This window comes from Mesorhizobium sp. M0293 (assembly GCF_040321735.1).
Taxonomy (GTDB): Bacteria; Pseudomonadota; Alphaproteobacteria; order Rhizobiales; family Rhizobiaceae; genus Mesorhizobium.
In genome coordinates, this window is record NZ_JAMYSA010000006.1 from 96,064 (window position 1) to 122,380 (window position 26,317).

Here is a 26,317-nt window from a genome sequence, read left to right on the forward strand (position 1 = left end):
TGGAATTGCTTTATGGACTTGGCCTGAGGGCCAGGAAGGGAAAAATCATGGCGAAAGCGGAAAACGCCGAACTCGTCTTCGTGCCACTCGGCGGCGTCGGCGAGATCGGTATGAACTTCGCTCTTTACGGCTACGGCCCGCCGAGCGCGCGCGAATGGATCATCATCGATGTCGGTGTGACCTTCCCCGATGCCGCGCATCCGGGCGTCGATCTGATCTTGCCCGATACGCGCTTCATCGAGGAGAACCTTGCCAATCTGCGCGGCATCGTCATCACCCATGCGCATGAAGACCATTATGGCGCGTTGCTCGACACCTGGCCAAAGCTGAAGGCGCCGGTGTGGATGACGCCGTTCAGCGCCGGCCTGCTTGAAGCCAAGCGGCAAGGCGAGCAGGGGGCGCCGAAGATACCGGTGACGATCTACAGAGCAGGCGAGAAATTCACCGTCGGTCCGTTCGAGATCGAAGCCATTCCGGTGGCGCACTCCATTCCCGAGCCGATGTCGCTGGCGATCACCTCGCCGGCCGGCACCGTCATCCATACCGGTGACTGGAAGATCGACCCGGAGCCGACGATCGGGCCGAAGACCGACGAGGGGCGTTTCCGCGCCTACGGCGACAAGGGCGTTCTGGCACTGATCTGCGATTCGACCAATGCGCTGCGCGAAGGCGAGTCGCCTTCGGAAGTGGCTGTGGGCGAAGGCATCAAGGGCGTCATCCAGGCTGCCAAGGGCCGCGTCGCCGTCACCACGTTCTCCTCCAATGTCGGACGCATTGTTTCGATCGCCAGGGCGGCTCGGGATGCCGGCCGTCAGTGCCTGGTGCTCGGCCGCTCGTTGAAGCGCGTGATCGATGTGGCGGGCGAACTCGGTTACATGGACGGGCTGCCGGAATTCATCGCCGAGGAGGATTTTGGTTTCATCCCGCGCGAAAACCTCGTCATCATCTGCACCGGCAGCCAGGGTGAGCCGCTTGCTGCATTGGCCAAGCTGTCGCGCGACGAGATGAAATCGGTATCATTTACGGCCGGCGACACGGTGGTGTTTTCCTCGCGCACGATTCCGGGCAACGAGAAGGCGATCCTCGAGATCAAGAACCGCCTCATCGACCTCGGCATCAAGATCATCGAGGACGGCGACGCGCTGGTGCATGTCTCCGGCCATCCGAGGCGCAGCGAATTGCGCAAGATGTATGAGTGGGTGCGTCCGCAGATCGGCGTTCCCGTGCATGGCGAGGCGGCGCATCTGGTGGCGCAGGGATCGCTGATGTCGACGTCGGGCATTGGCCAGGTGGCGCAGGTGCGCGACGGCGACATGCTCAGGCTTGCTCCTGGCCCTGCCACCATCATCGACCAGGTGCCGTTCGGCCGCGTCTACAAGGATGGCAGACTGATCGGCACCGATCAGGCGATGGGCATCCGCGACCGGCGCAAATTGTCCTTTGCCGGCCATGTCGCGGTCAATGTCGTGCTCGACGACAAATATGAGCTGGCCGGTGACCCCGACCTGGTCGCCATCGGCGTCGCCGAGGCCGACGGCCGAGGCGAGACGCTCGAAGACCTGATGATCGATGCGGCAATCGGCGCGGTGGACTCAATCCCCCGTCAGCGCCGAAAAGACCTCGACCTTGTGCAGGAAGCAGTCAGGCGCGCCGTGCGCGGCGCCGCCAACGAAGCCTGGGGCAAGAAGCCGCTGGTGACTGTATTCGTCACAAGGTGACGAAGGGAGTAGGGCAGTATGGGAGTAGGGCAGTATGGGGGTAGGGCAGTAGGGGAAGGGCAATTCGCTTTGCGCCCAACTTGGTTCCCCTACTCCCATACTGCCTTACTCCCCTATTCCCCTATTTTTCGGAGCACCCTATGCTCGGACGTCTGAACCATGTCGCGCTTGCCGTGCCGGATCTGGCTGCTGCCGTCGCCGCCTATCGCAACACGCTTGGCGCTGACGTGACGGAACCGCAGGCGCTGCCGGAGCATGGCGTCACGGTGGTGTTCGTCAATGTCGGCAACACCAAGATCGAGCTTCTGGAGCCGTTGGGCGAGGGGTCGCCGATCGCTGCCTTCCTGGAGAAGAACCCTTCGGGCGGCATGCACCATCTTTGCTATGAAGTCGAAGACATCCTGGCCGCGCGCGATCAACTCAAGGCTGCCGGCGCCCGCGTGCTGGGAGACGGCAACCCGAAAACCGGCGCGCACGGCAAGCCGGTGCTGTTCCTGCATCCGAAGGATTTCTTCGGCACGCTGATCGAACTGGAGCAATCATGAGCTGGGTTTCGTTCACCGCCCTGTTTTTCGCGACCTGGTGGGTGGTGCTGTTTGCCGTGCTGCCGTTCAGCGTGAAGACGCAGGATGACGATCATGATGTGACGCTGGGCACGGTTCCGAGCGCGCCGCGCGGGCCGCACATGCTGCGCGCCGTGATCCGCACCACTATCGCCACCGCGATCCTTATGGGCATTTTCTATGGCCTGACGCATGGGCTGGGATACAGCCTCAACGACATCCCACACATCGTGCCGGATTTCGGCCAGACGCCAGCCAAATAGACTGTCTCGCAACGACGTTTTTGTCCGTTGGAACCTTGGGCGGCTTCCGAAGGGAATGCCATGCCGTTTTGCGGCTGGTCGAGCGCTGACGCAGGGTAAGGTGGTTTGGCAACTCGTTGCGCTAAGCGGGTGATTGCACAAAAAAAATGCAAGGCACAAGGCCTTGCAATTTAAACGCGTCCGATCTGTTTCCGGTTTCCGGTGGCAGCGAGTAACCGCGCCTAGATCGCATCCTCCCAAGACTTTGACCGCGTAGGAGAGCAGATTTTTTTCTACCCTCTCGGTTATCGGGGCACATTAGCCTAACGCGAATGAAAATGTCACGAAGAATTTTGCCTTGAAACGGGCATTCTCGTGCTGCACTGCACAATAGTGCGGCAGGCGTTGCTTGGGAAACAACCAGCAAGGCGCGCGGGGCAATCGCGGCGCCTTGGAACGCCGCGCGTTTGCCCGACCCGCGAGGAACACTGCAACAGTTTTACTCCCTGCGCCTCCGTATTTTTGAAAATCAATTTCCGATTTTCGGGCCGGTGCGTCCGGGTTTCCATTCCGCCATGAAATGGCTATGAAGCCGGGGCAAGCAAGCCTGCGTCGCGCCGATTCCCGCGCGGTCATTCTCACTCACGGACCAGTCCATGCGTTTGTCGCGCTATTTCCTGCCTATCCTCAAAGAAAATCCGCGCGAGGCTGAAATCGTCTCGCACCGGCTGATGCTGCGCGCCGGCATGATCCGCCAGCAGGGGCAGGGCAGTTTCTCCTGGCTGCCGCTCGGCAAGCGGGTGCTGGACAAGGTTTGCCGCATCATCCGCGAGGAGCAGAATCGCGCCGGTGCGCTTGAAATCCTGATGCCGACCATCCAGTCGGCCGATCTGTGGCGCGAAAGCGGCCGCTATGACGACTACGGCAAGGAGATGCTGCGCATCAAGGACCGGCAGGACCGCGACATGCTCTACGGCCCGACCAATGAGGAAGTGGTCACCGAGATCGTCCGCGCCTATGTGAAATCCTACAAGGACCTGCCGCTCAATCTCTACCACATCCAGTGGAAGTTCCGCGACGAGGTGCGGCCGCGCTTCGGCGTCATGCGCAGCAGGGAATTCCTGATGAAGGACGCCTATTCATTCGACCTCGACTTCGAGGGCGCCAAGGCGGCCTACAACAGGATGTTCGTGTCCTATCTCAGGACTTTCACGCGCATGGGGCTGCAAGCTATCCCGATGCGGGCCGACACCGGACCGATCGGCGGCGATCTCAGCCATGAATTCATCATCCTGGCCGATACCGGCGAGAGCCAGGTCTACTGCCACCGCGACTATCTTTCGCTTGATGTGCCCGGAGAGAAGACCGACTTCGCCAACGACGCCGAGATCGGCGACATCGTCAAGACATGGACGACGCCCTACGCCGCCACCGACGAGATGCATGACGAGGCGGCGTGGGAAAAGATCGGTGACACCGACAAGGTTTCGGCGCGCGGCATCGAGGTCGGCCACATCTTCCATTTCGGTGACAAATATTCCAAGCCGATGGGCGCCAAAGTGACCGGGCCCGACGGCAAGGATCATTTCGTCTCCGGCGGCTCCTACGGCATCGGTCCGTCGCGCCTTGTTGCGGCGATCATCGAAGCCAGCCACGACGACAACGGCATCATCTGGCCGGAGGCGGTGGCGCCGTTCGACATCGGGCTGATCAACATGAAGGCGGGCGACGCCGAATGCGACCGCGTCTGCGACGAGCTGCATGCCGCTTTCGTCGCCGCCGGCAAGGACGTGCTCTATGACGACACCGACCAGCGGCCCGGCGGCAAGTTCGCCACCGCCGACCTGATCGGCCTGCCGTGGCAAGTGATCGTCGGACCGCGCGGCGTGGCTGCCGGCGAGATCGAGATCAAGAATCGCAGGACCGGTGAGCGCGAGACGCTGCCGATCGCGGACGTGAAGAAACGCTTCGGTGCCGCTGCATGAGCGAGGTGGCAAGATCGGCAGGCGCCGGGCCTTTTTCCATCTTCGAGCGCATGGTCGCCTGGCGCTATTTGCGCTCGCGGCGCAAGGAGACGGTGATCTCGGTGATCGCCTCGATCTCCTTCCTCGGCATCATGCTGGGGGTCGCTACGCTGATCGTGGTGATGGCGGTGATGAACGGCTTCCGAGCGGAGCTGCTGACGCGCATCCTCGGCGTCAACGGTCACCTCATCGTGCAGCCGCTCGATTCGCCGCTTGAGGACTATGCGCAGGTCGCCGACCGCATCAACGGTGTATCAGGCGTCAAATATGCCATCCCGCTGATCGATGGCCAGGTGCTGGCGCAAGGCAATGTCGGCGGCGGAACCGGAGCGCTGGTGCGCGGCATCCGCGGCGAGGATCTCAGCAAGATCGCCATCGTTGCCAGCAACATCAAGCAGGGCTCGATCGCCGATTTCGACACCGGCGAGGGCGTGGCCATCGGCAAGCGCATGGCCGAAAATCTCGGCTTGACGCTTGGTGACACCATCACCTTGATTTCGCCGGACGGTGACGTGACGCCGATCGGCACGACGCCGCGCATGAAGGGCTACAAGATCGCGGCGATCTTCGAAGTCGGCATGTCGGAATATGACACTTCCATCGTCTACATGCCGTTCTCCGAAGCGCAGCTTTATTTCAACATGGACGGCCGCGCGCAGACGATCGAGATCTATGTCGACAATCCCGACGATGTCGATGCGCTGAAACCGAAGGTGGAGGCGGCGGCGCAGCGGCCGATCGACATGGTCGACTGGCGCCAGCGCAACGAGACGTTCTTCTCCGCCCTGCAGGTCGAGCGCAATGTCATGTTCATGATCCTGACCCTGATCGTGCTGGTGGCGGCGCTCAACATCATCTCCGGCCTGATCATGCTGGTGAAGGACAAGGGCCACGACATCGCCATCCTGCGCACCATGGGCGCGTCGCGCGGCGCCATCCTGCGCATCTTCCTGATGACGGGGGCGGCGATCGGCGTGACCGGCACGCTCGCCGGCGTGCTGCTCGGCGTGCTGATCTGCACCAACATCGAATCCATCCGCCAGTTCTTCTCCTGGATGACCGGCAAGGTGCTGTTCAACCCGGAGCTCTATTTCCTCAGCCAGTTGCCGGCGAAGATGGATCCGCGCGAGACGACCTATGTCATCCTGATGGCGCTCGGCCTGTCGTTCCTGGCAACGGTGTTTCCAGCATGGCGGGCCGCGCGCCTCGATCCGGTCGAAGCCTTGAGGTACGAGTGATGGCCGAGGCCATTATCGAGTTGAAGAGCGTCGAGCGGCACTATGTGCAGGGGCCGCGCAAGCTCACCATTCTCAACGGCGCGGATTTCTCGCTGAAGCGCGGCGAGATGGTGGCGCTGGTGGCGCCGTCGGGCACCGGCAAGTCGACGCTGCTGCACACTGCCGGCCTGCTGGAGCGTCCCGACGCCGGCGACGTCATCCTCGCCGGCCGTGCCTGCGGACGGCTCTCCGACGACGAGCGCACCGCGATCCGCCGCAACGATGTCGGCTTCGTCTACCAGTTCCATCATCTGCTGCCGGAATTCTCGGCGCTGGAAAACATCATGATGCCGCAGCTCATCAAAGGGCTGAGCCGCAAGGACGCGGCCGAGCGCGCGGCACAGCTGCTCGACTACATGCAGATCGGCAAGCGCGCGTCGCACCGGCCGTCCGAGCTTTCCGGCGGCGAGCAGCAGCGCGTCGCCATTGCCCGTGCGGTCGCCAACGCGCCGCTGGTGCTGCTGGCGGATGAGCCGACCGGCAATCTCGACCCGGTCACCGCCTCCTATGTGTTCGAGGCGCTGGCGGCGCTGGTCAAGCAATCGGGCCTCGCGGCGCTGATCGCCACCCACAATCACGAACTGGCGTCGCGCATGGACCGGCGCGTCACGCTGGCCGACGGCAAGGTCGTCCCGCTTTAACGCACGCCGATATTCAGCCGGTCTGACCTGAGTCTCAACGGGCGATGGGCAACCGTCGCACGCCCGTCAACCTTTCCTTAACCCTGCCGATTTGATCGCCCGAAAATTCCGGACGTAGCCGTATTGCGCGCCTTGACATTTGAACAAAATTAGAACAAAATACGAACATATCAACAACAGGAGAGAGTTATGACCGATCTGGTTCAGGATGTCATCTCACTGGTTTGCATGAGCACGTTTCTCGTTTCCATGGCGATCTGGATCGGAGCCATGTGATTTGGCGGCGTTCGCCGCTGCGGGGACTGGCGGTCGAAAGTCGTTCCCGCGTTAAGCTTTTCTTGCCGCCGCGACGTTAGGGTGCATAGAAGACAGGGAGCAACGTCCAAGTGTCGCCCATCGTCAGGGCCATTCTCGTGGCCAGCAATCTCGGGCTGATCTTTCTCTTGATGACCGTGCCGCTTGGTTTGCGCACGATCCGGTTGACCCGTGTGGTGGCGATGGACCGACAGCGCCTCTGGCAGGCGCTGTGGCCGCTTGGCAGCGATGCCGGCTGGTCCGGTGAGATCCTTTCCGCCGAGGCGCCGGACGGCGAGGGCGTGGCCCGCATCATGCTGTCCTGGGAAGGACGCGACGGCAAGCCGATCGAGCGCAAGTCGCGGTTTGAAGACATTGTCGAGGGCAGCCGCTTCTCGATGCGTGTCCTCGAGGACACCGCGCTCGACGCTTCGTTCTGGAAGGATTTTGGCGAAACCACCGAACTCGTTTCCGAGGGCAACGGTACGCGGGTGACGCTCAGCCAGACCGATCGCTACCGCGGCGTTGCCTTCCTGGTGTTCCGCTATTTCGCCATGCGCCGCGAACTCTCCAAGCTGCAGCGCTGGGCGCGGACCGGGCAGTATCGCAAGGGCGGCTGGTTCGAGCATCCGCTCAGCCAGGTCGGCTTCGCTGGTCTTTCGGCGCTGATCCTGTGGCCGTTCTTCGGGCTTCACTTCGGCGGGCTGGCATTGGCCGCGATCCTGACATCGGTTGTGGCCCTGCACGAACTCGGTCACATAGCGGCGTTCCGGCTGATGGGCCACAACAGGGCACGAATGATCTTCATTCCGCTGCTCGGCGGCATCGCCATTGGCGGGCGGCCCTATGACAGCCGCTTCGAGGTCGCCTTCGTGGCGCTGATGGGCGCCGGCTTTTCCGCCTTCCTGGTGCCGATCGCTATCGCCGCCAGCACCTTTGCCGGCGCTGATGGACATCGGCTGGCGGCGGCGCTGCTGGCGACACTGGCGGGCTTCGCCGCCCTGTTCAACTTCGCCAATCTGGTGCCGGTGTGGAAGTTCGACGGCGGCCAGGTGCTGCGCCAGATCTGTCCGGGGCCGGTCGCGCTGGCGCTGGCCTCGTTCTTCCTGCTCTCGGCCTTCCTGGCGGTGGGTTGGCAGGCCGGCTTTTCCTCCAACTTCCTGCTCGCCACAGGAGCGGTGTTTTCAATTCTCAGCCTGCTGACGATGAGCAGCGGGGTCAAGCCGCGTCATGAGCTGAAGCCGATCCGCACCGTCGACCGCTTGGCCATGGCGGCAGCGTTGCTGGCGGTGTTCGCCATCCATGGATACGGCGTCTTGTGGGCCTCCGCTCAGCTGATCTGAGGTGTGTTGAGATTCAGGTGATGCCGGCCTGCAAACGGCGGCTTCCTGCGCTTCCCTGTTCTACCGCGTCGCGGTAGAACTGTGCTCACGTACAAAAAGTACGCTCCGCTCCGGTTCTCGGAAGCCACCGTTTTCGACTCGGCCTGACCTGAATCTCAACACACCTCAAGCAGCTGCCGGACCGAAAAGTTCAACCGGCCTTACGCGCGGCTTCGGCAGGCAAGGCCGTGGCGGGACCGAAGACGTCCTCGAAGGCGGATTTCAGCGCGAGATCAAGGTCGGCCATTGTCAGGGGAAGGCCGAGGTCGACGAGGCTGGTGACGCCGTGGTCCTGCACACCGCAAGGCACGATGCCGCTGAAATGGTCGAGGTCCGGCTCGACATTGATGGCGATGCCGTGAAAGCTCACCCAGCGCCGCAGCCGGATGCCTATTGCCGCGATCTTGTCCTCGGCCGGCGAGCCGTCCGGCAGTGAAGGGCGATCCGGCCGCACCACCCAGACGCCGACCCGGTCCTCGCGACGCTCGCCTTGCACGTTGAAAGCGGCGAGCGTGCCGATGATCCACTGTTCGAGCGCGGCGACAAAGGCGCGGACATCCTCGCGCCGCCGTTTCAGGTCGAGCATGACATAAGCGACCCGCTGGCCCGGCCCATGATAGGTGTATTCGCCGCCGCGTCCCGCCGCGAAGACCGGGAAGCGGTTGGCGTCGATCAGGTCCTCGCTCCGGGCGCTGGTGCCGGCCGTGTAGAGCGGCGGATGTTCGACCAGCCAGACCATTTCGCCGGCAGCCCCGCTGCGGACCGCCTCGGCGCGCGCCTCCATGAAGGCAAGCGCATCGGGATAGGCGGTGAGGCCGGGCTCGATCAGCCACTCGACCGGCGCTGAGCCGGGCAGGGGCAGGAACGACGTGGCTATCTGGCTGCGTTCTGTCATCACGGCTCTCGTCCACGGCGCGTCATTTCAAATGCGACATGCCCCGGGTGTTGTCTTGTTCATGTCGTAGTCCCGAAACCGCTCGGCGCCTTTTTGGACGACATGCCTGGTCCTTCATATGGCGGCAATCGGGCAAAACGTCCAGTTCGAGGGGCGTTTCAAGCTTCTTGACCGTTATGCCAAAATGGCTGGTGATTATTACGTGTCGCGCACTTGTTTCGCCGGAAACGATTTGCTACACGCCGCGAGCCGGTCGGTTCCGGCTCTACCACGTGCGGTCGTGGCGGAATTGGTAGACGCGCAGCGTTGAGGTCGCTGTGGGGCAACCCGTGGAAGTTCGAGTCTTCTCGACCGCACCAATTTGATGCCCCAAGGGCAACGCCAAACTCGACACGCCTGCCGGTGATACCGGATTACTCCGGCAGTCCTGCTTTCCGAAGTGCTTCGACATACCTGGCGCGATCGTCCTGTCGACGAAATGGCGGCAACACATCCGCGAGATTCGAAAGGCGGAGCGCAGCATCGAATTCGCACAGGCGAGCGGTCATTTCCCGTGCTTCCGCAAGCCGCCCCGCAAGCGCATGACCTGCTGCCACCACGCGCATAGCGCTCGGGTAGTTCGGCTGCAGGCGCAACGATTTTCCCGCCCATGCGACGGCGTCATCGTAGTGGCCAGCACAGAAATGAGCGAGCCCGGTGTTGAACTGCCAGGCGAACAGGCGTGGATCCAGCGGGCTTAGGCGCATGGCAAGCGCGGCGTGCTCGATGGCCTCGTCTGGCTCGCCCAAGCAAGCCTTCACCCAGCTGCTGACGCCCAAGGCAATGGCCGAGTTCGGGCTGAGAGTGAGCGCACGGTCGATGCAGGCGGCACTGTCCTCCAGATCGCCGCCTACGTAGCCGAGGACGTATCCAGCGTAGGAGAGCACAATCGCATCGTCCCTCCCGAATTCGACTGCTCTTCTGGCCAGTCGAGTGGCTTCGGCAATCTCTTCCGCGCGGTTGACCATCCAGCCGTTACTCTTTCGCGTGGCGTAGCACCGCGCCGCCCGGGCATGGGCCAGAGCGAACTCCGGGTCACGCTCGATCGCCTTCATGAAGAGCCGCAAGGCATCGTCGATGACCAATCTGTCGGTGATCGTGCGGTCAAAGGCAGATAGCCCGCGGAGATAGTAGTCGTAAGCGTCGAGGCTCTCCGTCGGCTTGCGTTTGGCACGCTCGATCTCAGCCTCTTCCACTTTCGGTGTTATTGCGCCCACTATGCTGGACGTGACCTGATCCTGGAGATCGAACACATCCGCCAGAGTTCCGTCGAAGCGATCTGCCCAGAGGTGGGCACCTGTCGAAGTGTCGATGAGCTGCCCGGCAATGCGCAGGCGATCGCCCGCTCGGCGCACGCTGCCCTCAACCACGTAGCGCACGCCGAGTTCGCGCCCGATCTGCTTCACGTCCGCGGTTCGACCCTTGTAGGCGAAGCTCGAATTCCGCGCGATGACAAAGAGATGGCGGAAGCGAGCCAGCGCAGTGGTGATGTCCTCCACGACACCGTCCGCGAAATAGTCTTGCTCGGGGTCGCCGCTCAGGTTCTGAAAGGGCAGCACGGCGACTGACGGTTTCATCGGAAGCGGCGGCAGCGTTATCGCGGCCTCGCCGTTGGACTGCAGCACCGACGCAACCTCAAGATCCGCCTTGGTCTGCTGATACTCGACTCGTTCCCTTGATCGCAGCGAAGCTGCAAGGGAACCTGTCTGCGCCTCGGGTTCCACGCCCAGATGCTTTGTCAAGGCTGCTCGGCAAAGGTCGAACTGGCGCAGGGCTGCATTTTCGTGACCCCGATGTACATAGATCCGGATCAGCGCCCGATGGGCCTCTTCCGCGGTTGGGTCCGAAGCGAGCAGCCTTTCCGCAAGTCCTTCGCAGGCTGCCTCTTCCGCCGAGTCGGGTGCGAGCGGCGCGAGGCTCAGCCGTTCCACCAATTGCCGTGCTTTGCGTTGATATCTGCTCTGATGCGATCCAAACCACTCGCCCAGTTCGTCCGGGATGACTTCGCCGGCAAGGACGTCGCCGCGATAGAGGTCGGCAGCGGCGGCAAGATCAATGACTTGGCCTTGCTTGAGCTTCTGCTCGAAGACCCAGATATCCGCTTCGTCGGAACCAGCTGTCAGCGCGACGGATTCCTGGTCTCCCTCGATGTAGATGGCTGCATCGCTGCGCGTTGGAAACGGCCGCCTGATGTCGACAAGCGCCTGCCGTAGACTGTTGCGTGCCTGCGCGCCGTCCCGTCCCGGCCAAAAGACCTCGGAGAGCGGCTCTCGACTGAGTCCTCGGCGGCCTGCCAAGACCAGAGCAGCAAAAAGAAGCGAGGACTTGCGCGTGCTGAAGCGGACGGGCTGGTCGTCAAGGGAAATAACTTCGAGACCGCCAAGCAACCGAATGCGCACGATTGGCTCCAGACTTCGACCCCAGTGGGCTGGATAGCATTTCCGTCGGTCGATTTAACGCAGATTTAGCAGCGGCGGGCCGGTTTTTCTCTTTTTTTCGCGCGCGGCCGAACAGCCGCAAAGCACAGGCATGGCAAGCTCTGGCCGTAATCTGGAAATGGGAGGGCCAAAATGGCTCATACGGGAACTCGCGCCAGTCGCTATCCGAGGAAAGGTCGCCTCCTTAGGGCACTGCCGGCAAGCATAGCAGTAACGATCGCAGCTTTCAGAAACTGGCGGCGTACCGCTGCACGACGCAGAGCAATCGCAGGTCTGACCGTCGATCAGTTGAGGGACATCGGCCATCCAGTGGTCGATGCGCCTACGCTCGAAATCAAAGCGGGTCTGATCACGAACTTGATGTCGATGAGGTGAGATCGGGTGCGACACGTCACGGCGGTCGGCCTTCTCGAGGCTCGAAACGGCAGCGGCGGCGCGTCATTCAGACCACGCCGCCGTTTCGTTTGTTGACTAAGCTGTAAGCCCGAAAGCCGGCTCGATCGGAATCAGGCAGCCTTCTTCCGGGCCAGGGTATCGGCCACGACCTCGCCGAAGGACGATGGCGTCGGCACAATGGCGACGCCGGCCTCTTTCAGGATTTCGACCTTTTCCTGCGCCGATTCGCCGAAGGCCGAGATGATGGCGCCGGCATGGCCCATGCGCCGGCCTTTTGGCGCGGAAAGCCCGGCGATATAGGCGATCAGCGGCTTGCGCATGTTGTCGCGCGCCCAGATCGCTGCTTCCGCTTCCTGCGGTCCGCCGATCTCGCCGATCATCACCACGGCGTCGGTTTCGTCGTCCTGCTCGAACAGCTTCAGAATGTCCTTGAAAGACGAGCCGTTGATCGGATCGCCGCCGATGCCGACGCTGGTCGAGACGCCGATGCCAAGCGCCTTCATCTGCGAGGCGGCCTCATAGCCGAGCGTGCCCGAGCGCCCGACGATGCCGACGCGGCCGGGGAGATAGATGCTGCCCGGCATGATGCCCATCAGTGCCTGTCCGGGCGTAATCACCCCGGCGCAGTTAGGCCCGATCAGCCGCATGCGGTCCTCAAAACGGTAGCGGCGCATATAGCGCTTGACCTGCATCATGTCCTGCGAGGGAATGCCGTCGGTGATGCAGACGCACAGCTTAATGCCAGCATCTGCGGCTTCCATGATGGAGTCGGCGGCGAAAGGCGGCGGCACGAAGACGATGCTGGCCTCGGCGCGGGTTTCGCGAACGGCTCCCTTGACGGTGTTGAAAACGGGCAGGCCGAGATGCGTCTGCCCGCCCTTGCCGGGCGTCACGCCGCCGACGAGCTTGGTGCCATAGCGCTTCATGTCCTCGGCATGGAAGCTGCCGATCTTGCCGGTGAAGCCCTGGACGATGACCCGCGTACCGCGGTTGAGCAGGATTGCCATTTCGAACTCCCTCAGTTTGCTTTCTTGAGCGACACCGCGCGCCAGGCGGCGACGGCCTTTTCGGCGGCTTCCGCCAGCGTTTCGGCAACGATCACCGCCTCGCCGGAATCGGCCAGGATGCGGCGCCCTTCCTCGACCTTGGTGCCGGCAAGCCGCACCACCAATGGTACGTTGACGCCGACTTCGCGGATCGCCTTGATGACGCCCTCGGCGACCCAGTCGCATCGGTTGATGCCGGCGAAGATGTTGACCAGGATGGTCTCGACATTCTTGTCACCAAGCACGGCACGGAACGATTTCGCCACCCGCTCCGGCGAGGCGCCGCCGCCGATGTCCAGGAAGTTCGCCGGCTCGCCGCCGGCGATCTTGATCATGTCCATCGTTGCCATGGCGAGGCCGGCGCCGTTGATGATGCAGCCGATATTGCCATCGAGGCCGACATAGGAGAGGCCGCGGTCGCTGGCGAAGGTTTCGCGCGGGTCTTCCTGGCTCTTGTCGCGCAGTTCGGAGATTTCCGGCCGCCGGTACAACGCGTTCTCGTCGAACGACATCTTGGCGTCGAGCGCGACGAGGTTGCCATCGCGAGTCACCACCAGCGGATTGATCTCCAGCATCGAGGCATCGTAGTCGCGGAACACCTGGTAGCAGCTGAAGATGGTTTCGGTCGCCTTGCCGATCAGGCTCTGATCCAGGCCAAGCCCGAAGGCGATCTCTCGCGCCTGGAAGCGCTGCATGCCGACGCCGGGATCGACCGTGGTCCGGATGATGGAATCCGGCGCCCTCTCGACGATATCCTCGATCTCCATGCCGCCGGCGGCCGACGCCACAATCATGACGCGCTCCTCCTTCCGGTCGAGGACGAAGCCGACATACAGTTCCTGGGCGATGTCGACGGCTTCCTCGAGATAGAGCCGCGAAATCAGCTTGCCGCGCGGGCCGGTCTGCTGGGTCACCAGCTTGCGGCCGAGCATGGCTTCGGCCGCGTCGGAGATTTCCTCGTCATTGGCGCAGAGCTTGATGCCGCCGGCCTTGCCGCGGGCGCCGGAATGGACCTGCGCCTTCAGCACCCATTTGCCGCCGCCTATCTCGCGGGCGCGATAGGTCGCCTGCTCGGGGCTGTAGGCGAGGCCGCCGCGCGGGACGTGAACCCCGTGGCGGGCGAGCAGTTCCTTGGCCTGATACTCGTGGATGTCCATTTTTGTCCTCCCTAAGCAGTCAATGCGTAGCGACGCGTGATTGGCCGGCGCGTTCGATTGCTTCGTTGACCACCAATACGTTCCTCGCCATGCGCTCCGACGCGGCATCGATCATCTTGCCGTCGAGTGCGGCCGCTCCCTTGCCTTGCGCCTCGGCCTCCTTCAGCACTTCGAGGATGCGCCTGGCGCGGGTGACCTCCTTTTCCGGCGGGGAGAAGACGCTGTTGGCAAGCTCGATCTGCGAGGGGTGGATCGCCCATTTGCCTTCGATGCCAAGGGCAGCCGCGCGCTTGGCGCCGGCGATGTAACCTTCCGGATCGGAGAAATCGCCGAATGGTCCGTCAATGGCGCGCAGGCCGTAGGCCCTGCAGGCTACGGTCATCCGCGACAAAGCGAAATGCCACTGGTCGCCGGGATAGTCCGGGTTGAGCCCGCCAATGTTGACGGTGCGCGCCTTGCAGCTCGCGGCATAGTCGGCGACGCCGAAATGCATTGCCTCCAGGCGGCCTGGTGTCGCGGCGATCGCCTCGACATTGGCCATGCCGAGTGCCGTCTCGATGAGCGCTTCCAGGCCGACGCGGGTCTTGTAGCCCTTGGCCATCTCGATCTGGTTGACCATGGCCTCGACCATGTAGAGGTCGGCCGGCACACCGACTTTCGGCACCAGGATCGTGTCCAGCCGGTCGCCGGCCTGTTCCATCACGTCGACCACGTCGCGGTACATGTAGTGTGTGTCGAGGCCGTTGATGCGCACCGAAACGGTCTTGCCCTTGGCGCGCCAGTCGATGTCGTTGAGCGCCTGGATGATGTTCTTGCGGGCGCGTTCCTTGTCCGGCGGGGCCACCGCGTCCTCGATGTCGAGGAAGACGAAGTCGGCGGCGCTGTTTGCCGCCTTGTCGATCATCTCCGGGCTTGAACCGGGAACCGCGAGTTCGCTGCGCTGCAGTCTCAGTTTCTTCAGATGGTTGATGGTGTGGCTCATGGTCGGCTCCCCCTCATGCGGCTTCGGCGACCGGCACTGCGGCCGAGGCTCGAAAATGCTGGATGGCGGCGCCGACGCCGGAGCCCGGCGCCAGCCGCACACCGCAATCGAGGAGCGCCATTTCCGCCGCCGACAGCGAGGCGAGCACCATGACTTCGTTCAGCCAACCGAGATGGCCGATGCGGAAGACCTTGCCGAACACCTTGTTGAGACCGCCGCCGAGCGACGTCCGGTACGTCTGGTAGGCGCGCTTGACGATTTCGGCGCTGTCGATGCCCTCCGGCACGAGGATGGCGCTGACGGTGTCGGAGTGCCATTTCGGCGCCTTCGCGCAAAGCTTCAGGCCCCAGGCGTCGACCGCCTTGCGCACGCCTTCGGCGAGGCGATGGTGACGGACGAAAATGTTGTCGAGCCCTTCGTCGGCGATCAGATCGAGCGAGGCGCGCAGGCCGCGCAGCAGTTGCGTCGCCGGCGTGTAGGGGAAATAGCCGGCGTCGTTGGCGCGGATCATGTCCTCGAAGGAGAAGAAGCAGCGCCGGTGGGTGGCGCTCCTCGAAGCGACAAGGGCCTTCTTGCTGACTGAGAGGAAGCCGAGGCCGGCCGGCAGCATGAAGCCTTTCTGCGAACCGCTGACGGCGCAGTCGACGCCCCATTCCTCCTGCCGGAAATCGATCGAACCGATCGACGACACACCGTCGACAAAGAGCAGGGCAGGGTGATCAGCGGCGTCGAGTACGGCGCGACAGCCGGCGACATCGCTGGTGACGCCGGTCGCGGTCTCGTTCTGCGTGCAGAAGACCGCTTTGATGCGATGCGCCTTGTCCGCATTCAACTTTTCCGCATAGAGGTCGAGCGGTACGCCGGTTCCCCATTCGCAGTCGATCACGTCCACCTCGAAACCGAGGCGCTCGGCCATGTCGACCCACAGATGCGAGAACTGGCCGAAGCGCGACATCAGCACGCGGTCGCCGGGGCTGAGAACATTGGTCATCGCCGCTTCCCAGGCGCCGGTACCGGAGGATGGATAAATGAAGACGCGGCCAGTCTCGTTCTTGAAGACCCGTCGGATGTCTTCAAACAGCGGCAACGTGAAATCAGGGAATGACCCGGCGCGCATATCCTCCATCGGGAGGTTCATCGCTTGCCGGACCTGCTCCGGGATGTTGGTGGGTCCTGGAATGAAAAGATGGGTGAACCCAGCCATGCGCGAACTCCTCCGAGTGCCAGAATTCGTGGCGAGTGCCAGAATTTGTGGAATGAGTGTCGTTTCGGCGGCGCTGGTCAACAACACCTTGCCGGGTAAATTGTCGCCGCGCGCGGGTGGGCTCGACCTACCCGAAAGGCTGCTTGGGACTGCGGCGCCTCTCGCTCGAATAGAGCGCGACGGCCATCGCCCGGTTGCGGACGTCAAGCTTGTCGTAGAGATTCTTGAGGTGGTACTTCACGGTATTTTCCGAGATACCGGTCCGTGTCGCGATCTGAAGATTGGTCCAACCGTCGGACAGCACCGCCAGCAGTTCGCGCTCACGCACCGTGAGCTGCGATAGCGGCGTGTCGTTGACCTTGTTGATGTCGATATAGGGGATGCAGATGCGGCCGTGCGCGACGGCCAGGATCGTGTCGAAGATGATCGGCGGATCGTCGAACTGGAAGCAGTAGCCCTGGGCGCCGAGCCGCACGCATTGCTTCAGGATGCCGATGTCGTGGTCATTGGAAAACACCGTGATGCGCACATCGAACTTGCGGCTCTGGACCTCGGCAAGGACATCGGCGCCATCCATGTCGGCGAGCTTCCAGCCGATGATGGCGACATCGAACTCGGCCTCCGCCGCCAGGTCCAGGAAATGCTTGCCGCTTTGCACGGAGGCCACAAGCTCGAAACGCCCATCGCATTCCAGCATTTCGCGCAGCGCCGAAATGACGAGCGGATTGCGTTCGGCGACGACGACGCGGACGCGCCTCGCTTCGATTGCCTTTTTCGTTGTCTCCAGCTTTATCTTCAAGGGCGTCCGGTTGCTCTGGTTGCGGAGATAGGCGGATCCAAGTGTTCGCCTTGGAGCCTGTACCAGGACAATTCTGACCCAATCGCGCCGGGGTGCTCTTTCCCCAGCGACATGCGCTGTCGCGTGTCCTGAACCGGAACCCTGCTGGTTTCTGACAGGATAGGTATTGTCAGGTTGAGCATACGCGATACTTTTCATGGTGAAGCAGGTGAGATGGAAAAGCACCCATTTCGTTTGATATTCCGAGCGTTAGAGCGATAAGTTCTCAAATCGAATCGTGCCGACGTCCATCTCCGTCAGGACGCCGGATTTCCCAAAACCGGTTTCCACGTTTGGGTTCGATGCTCTAGACCTGATTTGCACCTTTTCCGGGATTGCGATGGCGGGAGGCGCTGGTGGAAGGCCAGGACGAACGGACGACCGGCGCCAGGGCCGCCGAAGAGCACCACGCCGACATCTATGGCGAGGACGGCGCCGTCCTTTCGTCCTTCCTTGCCCAGATCGGTGCTGCGATCGCCGATCGCGACACGCTCGCGCTGAAGCGTGAAGTCGACGACCTGCACCAATCGGAACTCGGGGACCTGCTCGAGGCGCTGCACCCCGACCAGCGCCGTGCGCTGGTCGACCTCTTGGGCGCCGATTTCGACTTCTCAGCGCTGACCGAGGTCGATGAGGCGATCCGCATGGAGATCGTCGACAATCTGCCCAATGCGCAGATTGCCCAGGCGGTGCAGGAGCTCGATTCCGACGACGCGGTCTACATTCTCGAGGATCTCGATCAGGAAGACCAGGACGAGATCCTGTCGCAGCTGCCGTTCACCGAGCGGATCAGGCTGCGCCGCTCGCTCGATTACCCGGAAGAGACGGCCGGCCGCCGCATGCAGACGGAGTTCGTCGCGGTGCCGCCGTTCTGGACGATCGGCCAGACCATCGACTACATGCGCGAGGACAACAACCTTCCCGACCGCTTCAGCCAGATCTTCGTCATCGATCCGAGCTTCAAGCTGCTCGGCGCCATCGACCTCGACCAGATTCTGCGCACCAAGCGCTCGGTCAAGGTCGAGGAGGTCATGCACGAGACGCGGCACGCCATTCCGGCCACCATGGATCAGGAAGAGGCGGCGCGGGAATTCGAGCAGTACGACCTTTTGTCGGCCGCCGTCGTCGACGAGAACGAGCGGCTGGTCGGCGTGCTGACCATCGACGATGTCGTCGACGTCATCCAGCAGGAGGCCGAGGAAGATCTGATGCGCATGGGTGGCGTCGGTGACGAAGAACTCTCCGACAGTATCTTTTCGACCTCGCGCTCGCGGGTTCCGTGGTTGCTGATCAACCTTTTGACCGCGTTCCTGGCGGCGTCGGTCATCAGCCTGTTCGACCGCACGATCGAACATATCGTGGCACTGGCGGTGCTGATGCCGATCGTAGCCGGCATGGGCGGTAATGCCGGCTCGCAGACCATGACCGTCACCGTGCGGGCGCTGGCGACCAGGGATCTCGACATCTACAACGCCAGCCGCATCATTCGCCGCGAGATGGGGGTTGGCTTCATCAACGGCATTATCTTCGCCATCCTGATCGGCATCGTTGCGGCAGCCTGGTTCCGTGATCCCAATCTGGGTGGCATCATCGCCGCGGCGATGATCATCAACATGTTCGTGGCTGCGCTCGCCGGCATCCTGATCCCGCTGCTGCTCGACCGTTTCAAGGTCGACCCGGCGGTTGCTTCGGCTGTCTTCGTCACCACCGTCACGGATGTCGTCGGCTTCTTTGCGTTTCTCGGCATTGCCACATGGTGGTTCGGTGTACCCTAAAGGTACAGTCGTGCCTCAATTGACTTTTACGTAAACGCCGTGCGAGGCTTGGGCGGGGCGCCTTGTCGATTCCGGCATGGCATGGGTTTGGTTCGGGACAGGAGGGCGACGCCGCAGGGCGATCGCTCGGGATTCCGGCGTCCGGGAGTGACTATGCGGGAATATTATTCGATCACCGAGTTGACTCGCGAGTTCGACGTATCGACGCGGACGCTGCGCTTCTATGAGGATGAGGGGCTGGTGCAGCCGGTGCGGCGTGGCCGCACGCGGCTGTTTCGCCCGTCCGATCGCCACCTCATCCGGCAGATCATGCGTGGCAAGAGGCTCGGCTTCTCGATCAACGAGATCCGCGAAATCATCCAGATGTACAAGGAGCCGCCCGGCGAGGTCGGTCAACTCAAGCTGATGATCAAGCGCATCGAAGAAAAGCGCGAGGATCTCAGGCAGAAGCGCCGCGACCTTGAAGAGACGCTGGCCGAGCTCGACCAGGCCGAAGAATCCTGCGTCGAGCGGCTCGTCGAACTCGGCGTGAATACCTGAGCCCTCGTCATCCTCGGGTCTGCGCCGCGTCGCTCTGCTCCTTGCTCGGCCCGTGGATGACGAACGCGCCAGCTCAAATCCAGCGTCGCACGCGTTTCGCGTAGTCGCGGTATTTCTTGCCGAACTTCGCCGCCAGCACCTTTTCCTCGCTCTCGATGGCCATCTTCTGCGTGGCGAAGGCCGCGATGAACGCCAACGGGAGGAACCACGCTATCCCCGAGACAAAGGCGACGCCGATCAACAGCAGCGTGTTGGCGAGATAGATCGGATTGCGGGTGATGCCGAAGGGACCTGACGTGACCAGGTGATCGGGCACCGCGTTGGGGTTGAGCGTGGTCTTGGCCCGGATCATGGTGCGGATCGCGGTGAGCCAGAGTGCGGCGACGGCGAACAGGGCCACCCAGCCGGCCGCGAAAAGAATGTCACCCAGGAGGTCGCCGATCCAGGGCAGGGGGTAGAGCAGGCCAAGGGCAATGCTGATGGCGATGGCGGCCATGTAGATCAGCGGCGGCCACGGTATGAGCCCCTGCTTCGGCTGGTTCTCGGTCATTTGACCCCTTCCTCCATCAACTTGCTGTCGGTTTTGGCGGTACACATGCCGGCGAGATCGGACAGGTGTGCCTTCCATTCCGCAGTCTGGTCGTTGTTGTAGAGCCGATCAAGCGTGGCCTCGCCCTCGAGCGTATCGAGCATGCAGACACAGTAGCTGGAACAGAACTCGGTGTCGCGCGACTGCTCGCAGGACAGCTGGCAGGTTTTGAGGAAGTTCACCTGCGGCGTTTCAACCTGTGCCGGCATGATCTGCGAGAACAGCCACACGCAGCCGATCAGCAGCGGTTGATGGATCAGGTAGAAGGCCAGGCTGTGCCGGCCGATGAAGACCAGCGGGTTGGCCCAGCGGCCTGACTTGAGGTTCGCCAGCCACGTCAAGACACCCGCGCCCGCGGCAAGCTTAGTGACGCCTATGCCGAGAAGCACAGCGCCGAACCACGGGAACAGCGGAACGTAGTCATTGGAACGCGGATTGATCGCCGACAGGCCGACCCACCACAGCCATGGATGGTCGAAAGCCTCGAAGCGCAAATAGATCGGCGCCGCGATGACCAGCGCGGCAACCATCATGGTCAGCAAAGCCGGCAGGCGAAGAAACAGCAGGCCGAGCAGGCTGGCGAGCGCGATCTCATGCAATATGCCGAAGAAGATGAAGCCGTCCGGCGTGGCGATGCGGGTGACGATCGAAATCGCGATCGCGGCTCCGGCGACCATGGCGAAACGCTTCCAGAAGCCGTTCCAGCGGATTTGTCGGCCATGGGCGAGGTACAGGCTGACGCCGACCAGGAACAGGAAGGTCGAGGCGATGCAGCGTGCGTAGATCTTCCACCAGCCGAAGGCGGTCAGGCCGGGATCGGTGTAGCCGAAGAATTCCAGATCCCAGGTGAAATGGTAGCTCGCCATGGCGATCAGCGCGATGCCGCGCACAATGTCGATGGCGACGATGCGCCTTGGTCGATCCTGAACGGGTGCGGTCGGCGTTTGGATGCTCATGGTCTCGCATTCTGATTCAGCCCCGCAAAACGACTATCACGGTTGCACCGAACAAAAGAAGGCCGGGAATTTTGCCGAGGACGCCGGATCAGCCGCCGCATTGGGCCAGTGCCGGGAAGCCTTTGGCCGACTTCGCTTTTGCCCGATAGGCGTCGGTTTCCTCTTATTGGCGCTGGGGTCGCCACGGCAGATTTGGCCCGATAGATTCTGCTTTGGGGAAGCAATGTCCACCCATGTGCGCCATCCGATCTGGCTACCGGCCCTCAAGGCCGCGGACGCGCGCACCTTCGCTTCGCTCTACGCGGTCGAATCCTTCGCCCGCGCTACGGTGTCGAGCGTCATCCCGATCCAGGCCTACGAGATCCTGCATAACGAGCAGATCGTCTCGATCCTCTACACCGTCGTGGCGATGCTCGGCCTGTCGGTGACGCTGTTCATGCCGATGCTGATCCGCCGCTTTGCCCGCCGCTGGATCTACACGGCTGGCGCCTGCCTGCTGGCCATCGGCTCGCTGTTCTTCGTCACGCACACGCTTGCCGGGCAACTGGCCGGCATGCTGTGCCGCGTGATGGGCGCCAGCGCGCTGTCGATCACGCTCAACCTCTACATCATGGATCACATCCGCAAGACCGATTTCATGCAGGCCGAATCGCTGCGCATGGCATGGTCGATGTTGGCCTGGACGGGTGGGCCGACGCTCGGCATCTTCCTCTACACACGCTTCGGCATCTATGCCGCGCATGGCGCGGTCGCGATCTTCGCCCTGGCCCTGCTGGCGCTGTTTTGGACCTACCGGCTCGGCGACAATCCGTCGATCCGTCCGGGCAAGACACGCCCGGTCAATCCGCTCGCCAATATCGGCCGCTTCATCGCCCAGCCAAGACTCAGGCTGGCCTGGCTGATCGCCTTCGGCCGCTCCTGTTTCTGGACGACGTTCTTCGTCTATGGGCCGCTGTTCATGGTGATCGCCGGCGAGGGCAAGCTGGCCGGCGGCCTGCTGGTTTCGGCCGGTAACGCGCTGCTGTTCATGGCCATCTTCTGGGGCAAGGCAGGAAAGCGCTTTGGCGGCCGCCGGACCATGACGTTTGCCTATTTCGCCATGTCGGCCATGCTGCTGGCGGCAGGCTTCGTCGGCGAAACCGTGCCGCTGCTCACCGGCGCCTTCCTGCTTGGCGGCGCCTTCTTCACCATCGCGCTCGACGCACTCGGCTCGACCGCCTTCATGCGCTCGGTGCGCTCCTATGAAAGATCACAGATGGCGGCGGTCTACCGCACCTATCTCGACTTTTCCGAGCTAACGCCGCCGCTGGTCTATTCGGTGGTGCTGGCCTTCTTCGGGCTGGGCTCGGTGTTTGTCACGCTCGGCCTGCTGGCGGCGATTTGCGGCTTCGTGACCTGGCGCTACCTGCCGAAATCACTCTGATCTTCAGGGCTTGGTCGGGAGTGCCGCGTGCCGCTCGCGCACCCAGTTGTGGAAGCGGTGCAGGTCGTATTCCTCGGGCATCAGCACGCCGGCCGTGTGGCGCATCGAGCGCAAGCCTTTCTGGTTGACCTCGCAGATGTCAGCATCTTCCTCCAGCACCTGGGTGCCGAAGGCAACGATGTTGTCGATGTCGGTCGCGGCGAGCGCTTCGGGCGTAAACAGCCATTCGGCGACAAGCTCGGTCTGTTCGGGGCCGAGCGGCACCAGCCGCACGGTGCGGACATAATCGACATGGCCGACGATGAACATCGACGGCAGGCTAGTGGCGTAGGTCTGGCCCGCAGTGCGCTCGGCCTGTGTCAGGCCCGAAAAGACCGGCCCGTGCGCCTGGCCGTCGCTCGACCATGTCTCGGCGCCAGTGCGCAGGCCGCCGGAAAACTCCGGCGCGTCATTGTCGGCATGGCGCGTCCATTCGGGATCGTCGTGTCGTCCCATCAGGCCGCGGCCATAGATCGGCACCAGCCGCGACAGGTCCTTGTGGACGCCGGGGCAATGCAGGCATTCGTTGAAGTTTTCCCAAAAAATCTTCCAGTTGCAGTTCATAACCTTGCGCAGCACATGGCCGCTTACCAACGTCTCCAGCGGCCAGTTGCCGAGATCGCCGGATGCGGGATCGAAGGATGTCTGCGCCGAACCGATCGCGTCTTCAGCGAGATTGACGAAGATAAAACCGCGCCACACCGAGAGCGCTACGCGATAAAGCGGATGATCGGCCTTGTCGAAATTTTCAGGCAGCGATTTCGACGGCACGCGCACGAGATCGCCGCGCAGGGAATAAGACCAGGCGTGGTAGGGGCAGGTGATCAGCCGCGCCTTCAGCCGGCCTTCGCTTTCCCGGCAAAGCTGCGAGCCGCGATGGCGGCAGGTGTTGTGGAAGGCGCGCAGTTCGCCGGTCTCGTCACGCAGCACGACAATCCCCTGCGTGCCGATGCGGAAGGTGCGGAAAGCCATCGGTTGCGCAAGGTCGGCCTCGCGGCAGACCAGCAGCCAGCTTCTGTACCAGATAGCGTCGAGATCGTTTTGGTAGGTGCCTGCATCCCAATAGGCCGACGAAGGCAGCGTCGGTTCGGTCCGGGTCAGGCCGTTGTAGGGATCGCGCTCGCTGGCAATGGGCTGCATGGGCTGGCTTCCTATGGAGGTGCCAGCCGACACCCGGCCAGGAAAATTGTCAATTGCGGCACCGGCGGCCCTTGCCTGGCACGACGCATTCGCAATGGTTGCCGGCGGAATTTGGTTTGCCGGAGGCGAGGATTCTGCCTATAGTCGCTGATGTCGTCGGTTCCATTTTGGAGCCAAGAGGGAATGCGGTGCGGGCGAGTTTCGCCCAATGCCGTGGCTGCCCCCGCAACTGTGTGCGGTAGTCCTCTCCATATGCCACTGAAGATTGTTCTTCGGGAAGGTGGGGAAGGGCGCTGATCCGTGAGCCAGGAGACCTGCCGGCGACAGGAAACTGACTTCGATGCCCTCGGGTGGAGGGCGAAAGGACAAGACATGACTACTGCTTCCGTCTCCCTCGGCGCCTCCGTCTCCTCGCAGTCGCGCTTCATGCAGCTCGCTCTTGCTGCGTTTCTCGGCATCTTCGTGATGGGCTTTGTCGGCTTCTCGCATATCGATGCAGTCCACAATGCGGCTCACGACTATCGCCATTCGATGGCGTTTCCCTGCCACTGACGAGGATCTGACATCATGAACCTGTTTCGCAACGTCGTGTTCATCGCGGCGATCGCAGGGCTCGTGGCCGGTGTCGTTCTCGCCTGCATGCAGGCCTACGCCACCGTGCCGCTGATCCTGAAGGCGGAAGTCTACGAACAGGCTGGTGGCGGGCATCACCATGACCATGCCGCTCCGGCCCCAACGGATAGCAATGCCACGAGCACAGCCGCTCCGGCGGCGGAAGTCGCTCCGGCCGCCGAAGATGAGGGTTGGGCGCCGGCAGACGGTTTCGAGCGTTTCGCCTTCAGCGTGCTTGCCAATATTGTCACCGGCATCGGTTTCGCGCTGATTCTGGTTGCAGTCTCCGAATTCGCCGGCGGCATCGGTGGCTGGCGGCAGGGCGTCTTCTGGGGCTTGGCCGGCTTTGCCGTGTTCACGCTGGCACCGGGTCTTGGCCTGCCGCCGGAACTGCCGGCCATGCCCGCGGCCGATCTGACCGAGCGCCAGATCTGGTGGTGGGCAACGGTGGCGGCGACCGCGGCCGGGCTCGGCCTGATCGCCTTTCGCAAGTCGCTGCCGCTGGCGATCCTGGCCGTGGCGTTGATCGTCGCGCCGCATATTGTCGGCGCGCCGCAGCCCGACAGTTTCGAGACGCCGATCCCGGAAGGCCTGCATCACCAGTTCGTGGTGGCGGTGACAGTGACCAATCTGGTGTTCTGGCTGGTGCTCGGCGCGGTCGTCGGCGTGGTGCGTGGCCGCTTTACCGGTACGGCGACCAGCCTGCGCGACAGCTTTGCCTGACAGCAAGGCACTGACCTTCCTCATCGGCGGTGGGGGCGGCCGCCCCGCCCCCCGCCCCGCCCCCCGCCCCCCCCCCCCCCCCCCCCCCCCCCCCCCCCCCCCCCCCCCGCCCGCGGGGCCCCCCCCCCCCCCCCCCCCCCCCACGCCGAAAATCTGGCGACGGCCTTGCCCTCGCCATGGACCTATATCGCCACCGCGCAAGCCTATGACGACGAGATGCGTGAGCGCATCGCGCAGCACCGGTCGCGGCGCGGCGAAGGCTGGACGACCATCGACGCACCGCTCGATCTTGCCGGCGCGCTCGCGGCGTTGCCCGACAACCAGCCGGTGCTTGTCGACTGCCTGACATTGTGGCTGACCAACCATATGTTGGCCGAACACGACCTCGAGCTGGAATGCCGGCGGCTGGCGGACGTGCTGTCGCGGCCGCGCGGGCCCTGGTTCGTGGTTTCCAATGAAGTCGGGCAAGGTATCGTGCCTGATAACGCACTCGCGCGCCGCTTCCGTGATGCCGCGGGCCGGCTCAACCAGCAGGTCGCTGCCGTCGCCGACACAGTGCTGCTGATGGTGGCGGGGCTGCCGCTCAAGGTGAAATGACATGACCGACATCGACAATAAGGATGAAGAACGCCACCGCGCCAAGATGGCCAAGCGCAAGGCGGTGCAGGATGCCGAGGTGGCGAGCAAGACGGTCGAGAAGGGGCTGCTGATCGTCAACACCGGCCCGGGCAAGGGCAAGACCACAGCCGCCTTCGGCCTGGCGCTGCGGATGCTCGGCTACGGCAAGCGCGTCGGCGTCGTCCAGTTCATCAAGGGCAAATGGCACACCGGTGAGAAGGACGCTTTTGCCGCCTTCGGCGACCGCGTCGTATGGCACGCTATGGGCGAGGGCTTCACCTGGGAGACGCAGGACCTGAAGCGCGACATCGCCGCGGCTGAAGCGGCGTGGGTCAAGGTGCTCGAACTGATGGCCGACCCGTCGATCAGCCTGCTGGTGCTCGACGAATTGAACATCGCGCTGCGCTACGACTATCTCCATCTCGACACCGTGGTTGCGGCGCTGAAGGCCCGGCGCGAGGGCCTGCATGTCGTGGTCACCGGCCGCAACGCCAAGCCGGCGCTGGTCGAGGCCGCCGATCTCGTCACCGAGATGGGTGTGACCAAGCATCACTTTTCCGCGGGCGTTAAGGCGCAGCAGGGGATTGAGTTCTGAGAGCTTTACCCTCCCCCTTGTGGGGAGGGTCGATCCGCGAAGCGGAGCGGGGTGGGGTCGGCGCCGCGGGGGGGCGCCGCGGCGGCGCGGGCGGGGGGGCGGCCCCCCCGCCGCCGGCGCGCCGGGGGGGGGGGGGGCCGGCGGCGGCGGGGGGGCCGCGCGGCCACGCGG

The 26,317-nt window shown here is 63.3% G+C and carries 24 protein-coding genes, 1 tRNA gene and 1 riboswitch; of the genes, 15 read left to right on the plus strand and 10 right to left on the minus strand.

Annotated elements, in window-relative coordinates:
• Positions 1-47: 47 nt before the first annotated feature.
• From NKJ06_RS04395 to NKJ06_RS04425, 7 genes are all read left to right on the plus strand, one after another.
• Positions 48-1,718, plus strand: a complete 1,671-nt coding sequence (locus NKJ06_RS04395; RefSeq protein ID WP_352632460.1) for a ribonuclease J — start codon at positions 48-50, stop codon at positions 1,716-1,718.
• 140 nt (positions 1,719-1,858) lie between these two features.
• Entirely contained in the window at positions 1,859-2,263 is a 405-nt protein-coding gene (mce, locus tag NKJ06_RS04400; protein WP_352632458.1) for a methylmalonyl-CoA epimerase, read from the plus strand.
• Complete coding sequence (locus NKJ06_RS04405; RefSeq protein WP_127276486.1) at positions 2,260-2,544, plus strand: DUF1467 family protein; 285 nt, start codon at positions 2,260-2,262, stop codon at positions 2,542-2,544. The genes mce and NKJ06_RS04405 overlap by 4 nt, the downstream gene beginning before the upstream one ends.
• Positions 2,545-3,179: 635 nt before the next feature.
• The gene (gene proS / locus NKJ06_RS04410) at positions 3,180-4,508 is read left to right on the plus strand and encodes a proline--tRNA ligase (protein WP_352632456.1); all 1,329 of its coding nucleotides are present in this window, start codon (positions 3,180-3,182) and stop codon (positions 4,506-4,508) included.
• Complete coding sequence (locus tag NKJ06_RS04415) at positions 4,505-5,785, plus strand: lipoprotein-releasing ABC transporter permease subunit (protein WP_352632454.1); 1,281 nt, start codon at positions 4,505-4,507, stop codon at positions 5,783-5,785. Before proS ends, NKJ06_RS04415 begins: the two co-directional genes overlap by 4 nt.
• On the plus strand, positions 5,782-6,465 hold the full coding sequence (locus tag NKJ06_RS04420; RefSeq protein WP_181956525.1) for an ABC transporter ATP-binding protein: 684 nt from the start codon (positions 5,782-5,784) through the stop codon (positions 6,463-6,465). Before NKJ06_RS04415 ends, NKJ06_RS04420 begins: the two co-directional genes overlap by 4 nt.
• Before the next feature lie 386 nt (positions 6,466-6,851).
• Complete coding sequence (locus NKJ06_RS04425) at positions 6,852-8,102, plus strand: site-2 protease family protein (RefSeq protein WP_352632452.1); 1,251 nt, start codon at positions 6,852-6,854, stop codon at positions 8,100-8,102.
• Positions 8,103-8,292: 190 nt separating this feature from the next.
• Here NKJ06_RS04425 and lipB read toward each other — a convergent pair whose 3' ends face one another.
• Positions 8,293-9,036, minus strand: coding sequence for a lipoyl(octanoyl) transferase LipB (lipB, locus tag NKJ06_RS04430; RefSeq protein ID WP_352632450.1), 744 nt, complete (start codon positions 9,034-9,036; stop codon positions 8,293-8,295).
• Positions 9,037-9,310: 274 nt separating this feature from the next.
• On the opposite strand from lipB, the gene NKJ06_RS04435 reads away from it, so the two are divergent.
• Positions 9,311-9,395: transfer RNA gene (locus tag NKJ06_RS04435), tRNA-Leu, on the plus strand.
• Between the two features lie 54 nt (positions 9,396-9,449).
• Here NKJ06_RS04435 and NKJ06_RS04440 read toward each other — a convergent pair.
• The 6 genes from NKJ06_RS04440 to NKJ06_RS04465 form a co-directional block, all read right to left on the minus strand.
• Positions 9,450-11,474, minus strand: a complete 2,025-nt coding sequence (locus tag NKJ06_RS04440) for a BTAD domain-containing putative transcriptional regulator (RefSeq protein ID WP_352632448.1) — start codon at positions 11,472-11,474, stop codon at positions 9,450-9,452.
• Between the two features lie 545 nt (positions 11,475-12,019).
• Entirely contained in the window at positions 12,020-12,916 is an 897-nt protein-coding gene (sucD, locus tag NKJ06_RS04445; protein WP_352632446.1) for a succinate--CoA ligase subunit alpha, read from the minus strand.
• 11 nt (positions 12,917-12,927) lie between these two features.
• Complete coding sequence (locus tag NKJ06_RS04450; protein ID WP_352632444.1) at positions 12,928-14,112, minus strand: malate--CoA ligase subunit beta; 1,185 nt, start codon at positions 14,110-14,112, stop codon at positions 12,928-12,930.
• A 19-nt stretch (positions 14,113-14,131) separates the two neighbouring features.
• Positions 14,132-15,094, minus strand: coding sequence for an HpcH/HpaI aldolase/citrate lyase family protein (locus NKJ06_RS04455; protein ID WP_352632442.1), 963 nt, complete (start codon positions 15,092-15,094; stop codon positions 14,132-14,134).
• Positions 15,095-15,107: 13 nt separating this feature from the next.
• Positions 15,108-16,298, minus strand: coding sequence for an aminotransferase class V-fold PLP-dependent enzyme (locus NKJ06_RS04460; protein ID WP_352632440.1), 1,191 nt, complete (start codon positions 16,296-16,298; stop codon positions 15,108-15,110).
• A gap of 127 nt (positions 16,299-16,425) precedes the next feature.
• Positions 16,426-17,097 carry a LuxR C-terminal-related transcriptional regulator gene (locus NKJ06_RS04465; protein WP_352632439.1) on the minus strand — a complete coding sequence of 224 codons (672 nt, stop codon included), beginning with the start codon at positions 17,095-17,097 and terminating at the stop codon, positions 16,426-16,428.
• A gap of 395 nt (positions 17,098-17,492) precedes the next feature.
• On the opposite strand from NKJ06_RS04465, the gene mgtE reads away from it, so the two are divergent.
• Both mgtE and NKJ06_RS04475 read left to right on the plus strand, forming a co-directional pair.
• Positions 17,493-18,911, plus strand: a complete 1,419-nt coding sequence (gene mgtE, locus NKJ06_RS04470) for a magnesium transporter (protein ID WP_352632437.1) — start codon at positions 17,493-17,495, stop codon at positions 18,909-18,911.
• Positions 18,912-19,064: 153 nt separating this feature from the next.
• The gene (locus NKJ06_RS04475; protein WP_006203215.1) at positions 19,065-19,451 is read left to right on the plus strand and encodes a MerR family transcriptional regulator; all 387 of its coding nucleotides are present in this window, start codon (positions 19,065-19,067) and stop codon (positions 19,449-19,451) included.
• 73 nt (positions 19,452-19,524) lie between these two features.
• Here the strand turns inward: NKJ06_RS04475 and NKJ06_RS04480 are convergent, their stop codons facing one another.
• On the minus strand, positions 19,525-20,001 hold the full coding sequence (locus tag NKJ06_RS04480) for a methyltransferase family protein (RefSeq protein ID WP_352632435.1): 477 nt from the start codon (positions 19,999-20,001) through the stop codon (positions 19,525-19,527).
• Positions 19,998-20,996 (minus strand): heparan-alpha-glucosaminide N-acetyltransferase, encoded by a 999-nt coding sequence (locus tag NKJ06_RS04485; RefSeq protein ID WP_352632433.1) that lies wholly within the window; start codon positions 20,994-20,996, stop codon positions 19,998-20,000. Before NKJ06_RS04485 ends, NKJ06_RS04480 begins: the two co-directional genes overlap by 4 nt.
• 223 nt (positions 20,997-21,219) lie before the next feature.
• Here NKJ06_RS04485 and NKJ06_RS04490 point away from each other — a divergent pair, with 223 nt between their 5' ends.
• Complete coding sequence (locus NKJ06_RS04490; protein ID WP_352632431.1) at positions 21,220-22,419, plus strand: MFS transporter; 1,200 nt, start codon at positions 21,220-21,222, stop codon at positions 22,417-22,419.
• 3 nt (positions 22,420-22,422) lie between these two features.
• On the opposite strand, the gene NKJ06_RS04495 is transcribed toward NKJ06_RS04490, so the two are convergent.
• Positions 22,423-23,598 (minus strand): aromatic ring-hydroxylating oxygenase subunit alpha, encoded by a 1,176-nt coding sequence (locus NKJ06_RS04495; protein WP_352632429.1) that lies wholly within the window; start codon positions 23,596-23,598, stop codon positions 22,423-22,425.
• Positions 23,599-23,738: 140 nt separating this feature from the next.
• Positions 23,739-23,934, plus strand: a riboswitch (cobalamin riboswitch).
• 36 nt (positions 23,935-23,970) lie between these two features.
• On the opposite strand from NKJ06_RS04495, the gene NKJ06_RS04500 reads away from it, so the two are divergent.
• The 4 genes from NKJ06_RS04500 (at position 23,971) to cobO (ending at position 26,146) form a co-directional block, all read left to right on the plus strand.
• Positions 23,971-24,150, plus strand: a complete 180-nt coding sequence (locus NKJ06_RS04500) for a CbtB domain-containing protein (RefSeq protein ID WP_109667912.1) — start codon at positions 23,971-23,973, stop codon at positions 24,148-24,150.
• A 15-nt stretch (positions 24,151-24,165) separates the two neighbouring features.
• Positions 24,166-24,933, plus strand: a complete 768-nt coding sequence (locus NKJ06_RS04505) for a CbtA family protein (RefSeq protein ID WP_352632426.1) — start codon at positions 24,166-24,168, stop codon at positions 24,931-24,933.
• A gap of 153 nt (positions 24,934-25,086) precedes the next feature.
• The gene (gene cobU / locus NKJ06_RS04510) at positions 25,087-25,530 is read left to right on the plus strand and encodes a bifunctional adenosylcobinamide kinase/adenosylcobinamide-phosphate guanylyltransferase (RefSeq protein WP_352809243.1); all 444 of its coding nucleotides are present in this window, start codon (positions 25,087-25,089) and stop codon (positions 25,528-25,530) included.
• Position 25,531: 1 nt separating this feature from the next.
• Entirely contained in the window at positions 25,532-26,146 is a 615-nt protein-coding gene (gene cobO / locus NKJ06_RS04515; RefSeq protein WP_352809241.1) for a cob(I)yrinic acid a,c-diamide adenosyltransferase, read from the plus strand.
• Positions 26,147-26,317 lie beyond the last annotated feature (171 nt).